This is a genomic window from Methylophaga sp. UBA5088 (assembly GCF_002414625.1).
GTDB lineage: Bacteria > Pseudomonadota > Gammaproteobacteria > Nitrosococcales > Methylophagaceae > Methylophaga > Methylophaga marina.
Genome location: NZ_DIAC01000134.1, coordinates 45,514 through 50,071 on the forward strand (window position 1 = coordinate 45,514; position 4,558 = coordinate 50,071).

General features: G+C 44.6%; 5 protein-coding genes. All 5 read left to right on the top strand.

Translation table 11 applies throughout. From position 1 onward, the window contains the following. The coding region (flgJ, locus tag B4K20_RS16710; RefSeq protein ID WP_289283783.1) for a flagellar assembly peptidoglycan hydrolase FlgJ at nucleotides 1-712 on the top strand (712 nt) is incomplete at its 5' end. Nucleotides 713-739: 27 nt separating this feature from the next. Then, nucleotides 740-2,176 carry a flagellar hook-associated protein FlgK gene (gene flgK, locus B4K20_RS16715; RefSeq protein ID WP_289244611.1) on the top strand — a complete coding sequence of 479 codons (1,437 nt, stop codon included), beginning with the start codon at nucleotides 740-742 and terminating at the stop codon, nucleotides 2,174-2,176. Nucleotides 2,177-2,185: 9 nt separating this feature from the next. Next, nucleotides 2,186-3,091 carry a flagellar hook-associated protein FlgL gene (gene flgL / locus B4K20_RS16720; RefSeq protein ID WP_289244612.1) on the top strand — a complete coding sequence of 302 codons (906 nt, stop codon included), beginning with the start codon at nucleotides 2,186-2,188 and terminating at the stop codon, nucleotides 3,089-3,091. Between the two features lie 38 nt (nucleotides 3,092-3,129). Further along, nucleotides 3,130-3,900, top strand: coding sequence for a glucose-1-phosphate cytidylyltransferase (gene rfbF / locus B4K20_RS16725; RefSeq protein WP_289283784.1), 771 nt, complete (start codon nucleotides 3,130-3,132; stop codon nucleotides 3,898-3,900). Further along, nucleotides 3,864-4,558, top strand: a 695-nt coding sequence (rfbG, locus tag B4K20_RS16730; RefSeq protein ID WP_289283785.1) for a CDP-glucose 4,6-dehydratase, incomplete at its 3' end; no start/stop codon positions are given. The genes rfbF and rfbG, both read left to right, overlap by 37 nt.

Genomic DNA, 4,558 nt, shown 5'->3' on the forward strand with positions numbered 1-4,558 from the left:
TCTGGGACTGCAAGATGCCATCATCAAACAGCTAGGAAGTTATCAGTTGCAGTCCTCTCAACCAGCGAGAACGGATCAATCATACAGTTATGACACAGTGACTATTCGGCCAGCACTTGCTAAGAAAGTGAATGAACTGATGATCAAACAAATCCGTGAGATTCATGCAGAAAACGGTGAGATTGAGACAAAAGCAGACTTAATGAATCTTGGGGAAAAGGTTTTTAATTCACCCAAAGATTTTGTGCAAACCTTGTGGCCGTATGCACAACAAGCTGCAGATAAAATAGGCGTGTCGCCTGAAGTAATATTGTCGCAGGCTGCACTCGAAACCGGCTGGGGTAAATTTGTATTAAAAAGCAAAAGTGGTGAAACAAGCTTTAACCTGTTTAACATCAAAGCGGATAAAAGCTGGGACGGAGAGCGTGTCAGTAAAGTGGCACTTGAGTATCGTGATGGCAAAGCTTACAACGAGGCTTCTCAATTCCGTGCTTATGATTCTTACCAAGATAGCTTCAATGACTACGTTGAGTTTTTACAAACTCAACCACGCTACCGTAACGCATTGCAGCACACCAATGATGCTGAAGCCTTTGTTGAACACCTGCATAAAGCCGGGTTTGCAACCGATCCTCAATACGCTGACAAAATAAAACGCATAATGAATAGTGACATTCTGGCACGAATTTCGCTGGAGTCAGACCATGCATAATCACGCTGACGAGTTAAGGAGCATGCCATGAGTCTGCTAGGGATTGGGACATCGGCATTATTAACAGCCCAAGGTAATTTATCGACGACAAGTCATAACATCAGTAACGTCAATACTGAGGGATACACTCGCCAGCGTGCTGACCAAGCCACCCGTACACCTGACTACAAAGGAGATATGTATTTTGGTACGGGTGTACAGATAACCTCGGTTGAACGTGTTTATGACACCTTTCTGGCGAGCCAGGTTAGAACGTATACCGCACAAGAAGCAGCCCAAAGAAGCTATCTCAGTTATTCACAACAGGTAGATGATCTACTTGGTTCGGAAGACTTAGGTCTGAGTACAGGCATCAGTGAATTTTTCAACTCAGTAAATGAGGTGGCAAACGATCCTACCTCTATAGCGGCCAGACAGTTGATGCTGACCCGTGGTGAACTCTTAGCGAATCGTTTTAACACCATGGACTCACAGCTAACAAAGCTAGACGAGCAGGTCGATTACGATATCACCGTTGCCATTGATGACATCAATAATCTGTCGAAAAGTATTGCCGAGTTAAATTCGGCCATTACCGCAGCCACAGGTGCTGGTGGATCACCGAATGATTTACTTGATAAGCGTGACAAACTGATCACAGATCTTTCCGAGATCGTCTCAGTGAATGTTATTGAGCAATCAAACGGCACCACAAATATCCTGATTGGTAATGGCCAGGCCCTTGTCGCGGGCACAAAAAGTATGGCTCTAACGACGGTTACGGATACCTCAACCAGTCCACCAAGATTAGGTATTGGCTACGGTGATAGTAGTACGAATATTACCAGTCAGCTATCTGGTGGTACCTTAGGTGGGGCTTTGGATTTCCGTGACACGATTATAGATGATGTGAGAGCGGAGCTTGATGTGTTGGCACAAGCCGTTGTGGAAGGTTTTAATGCCGTCCACAACAACACGACGAATATTGCCAATGGCGGTCAGGGTTCAGTTGATTTGGATGGTAATGATGGTGGGGATTTCTTTAACCCGGCAAATATTACCGCTGCCACGATCTCCTTGGCAATCAGTGATCCGCGTGCTATTGCCGCTTCCTCTAAATTTGATGCGGCAACAGGAACAATTAATATTTCTGGTTCTGGTAATAACGAAAATGCTTTGGCGCTGGCAAATCTGGAGACAGATAAAACGCTCGTGACAATTGCCCCCGGTGTAACGCGTTCTCTATCAGAAGGTTATGCCGTGCTGGTGTCTGATGTTGCCACCAGAACTCAGCAAGCAGAAGCCAGTCAGGAAACACAACTGGCATTACTGCAACAGACCGAACAGCGTTTCGACGCGGTAGGCGGTGTAAATCTGGATGAAGAAGCCGCTCAGCTGATCAAGTTTCAGCAAGCCTATCAGGCGGCATCACAGATCATTATTGTGTCCAATACTATTTTTGATTCACTGATTAATGCTGTTTAGGAGATTGTCATGAGAATTTCTACATCCTATATTCAACAGCAAAGTGTTGATACGATGCTGGCCCAACAAAAGCAGTTGGCGGATACCCAGTTACAAGTCTCAACGGGGCAACGAATTCTAAGACCGTCAGATGACCCGGTGGCAGCAGTAAAGTCATTGAACTATCAGCGTGAAGTCAGCATCAACGAACAGTATCAGGCGAATGCCGATGTGGCCAATAACAAACTTAATGCCGCTGAAAATGCCTTAACCAGTGCAACAAATATTGTTCAACGGATCCGTGAGCTGGCTGTGCAAGCACTTAATGACAGCAATGATGCCAATGCCCGAGCAGGTATCGCAGAAGAAATTGATGAGTTGAATAAGTCTCTCGTGAGCCTGGCGAACACCACAGATGCGAACGGCGAGTTTTTATTCTCTGGTTATCAATCTTTTACACAAGCGTTTGACACTACCACATTTGCTTATGGCGGCGATGGTGGGCAACGCAGTATGCGTGTAGGCAGCGATTATTCTGTTGAAGCCACTTTTCCCGGCGATGAGCTATTTGTTATCACCAATGCCGACACCACTACTCAGGCGGTTTTCCAAACCATCGATGATTTTTCTACCGCGCTTAAAGCCAATACTATAGGCACAGCCCCTAATAATGGTGAGTTTCTTGATAATATGTCGACAGCCATTGATTCATTAACGACAGCAAGAACCGCTGTAGGTGCCCGAATCAATTCAATAGACCAGCAACGTAGTATTAATGAAGACAGCTTAGCTAGTCTGGAAACCAGTTTGACTAAATTAAAAGATTTGGATTACGCCGAGGCTATATCGCGTTTGAACTCTCAAACAACGGGTTTGCAAGCCGCTCAACAAGCCTATGTCAAAGTACAAGGACTGTCCCTCTTTAACTTTTTATGAAACACTGACATTTTTTTACCGTTGTCAGTTATAAAAATATGAAAGCAGTGATCCTGGCAGGTGGCTTAGGCACGCGTATCAGTGAAGAGTCCATCAATAAACCTAAACCGATGATAGAAATAGGTGGCAAACCTATTCTCTGGCACATCATGAAAATCTATTCCTACCATGGCGTGAATGATTTTATTATCTGCTGTGGATATAAGGGTTATCTCATCAAGGAGTATTTTGCGAATTATTTTTTGCATATGTCGGACATCACGTTTGATATGCAAAACAATAAAATGCATGTACATGAAGCCCATGCAGAGCCTTGGAAGGTGACTCTGGTAGATACCGGTGAAGATAGTATGACTGGTGGACGTATCCGTCGTATTAAGGATTATGTCCAAGATGAGGAAGCCTTTTGCCTGACGTATGGTGATGGTGTCGGCAATATCGATATTCGCACTAGTATTGAGTTTCATCATGAGCATGGAAGTTTGGCTACTGTGACTGCGGCTTATCCTCAAGCGAAATTCGGTGCTTTAGATATTCAAGGTGATCGTGTTGTTAACTTCCAGGAAAAGCCCAAAGGTGATAACGGTATGGTCAGTGGTGGCTTTTTCGTTTTATCTCCCAAAGTCATTGATTACATCAGTGATGACAAGACAAGTTGGGAAGGTTATCCATTGCAGAAGTTAGTAACTGAACAGCAGTTGCGAGTCTTTCGGCATGAAGGTTTTTGGCAACCGATGGATACTTTACGTGATAAACAACATCTTGAGCACTTATGGCAGTCAAATCAGGCACCATGGAAAGTGTGGTGATTGATAAGACTTTTTGGCAGAACAAATCGGTTCTGATTACCGGACATACCGGTTTTAAAGGTAGCTGGTTGAGCTTGTGGTTAACTCAGCTTGGCGCCAAAGTAACGGGTTATGCGCTTGCGCCAAATACCACACCTTCAATATACGAAGCTCTCGAGTTAAAGACTATTATCAATTCTGCGATGGCAGATATTTCTGATTTATCAAGGCTATCTGAACTTGTTAATCAGACACAGCCCGATGTGGTGTTTCATCTCGCTGCACAATCATTAGTTAAACCCAGCTACCTTGATCCTGTTGGAACTTATCAAACCAATGTGATGGGGACAGTCAATCTTCTAGAAACCGTCAGACATTGTCCCAGTGTTCAAGCTGTGGTCGTGGTGACGTCAGATAAATGTTACGAAAACCATGAGTGGTCCTGGCCATACCGCGAAAACGATCGGTTGGGTGGGCATGACCCATACAGCAATAGTAAAGGCTGTGCTGAGCTTGTCACCAGTGCCTATCGACAGTCCTTTTTTATGGCTAATAAAACTGCCATAGCTAGCGCGCGTGCCGGTAATGTGATTGGTGGCGGTGACTGGTCTGAATACCGGTTAATCCCAGATTTAATAAAAGCCAATCAGACAGGTCATTCGCTTGAGATTCGTCATCC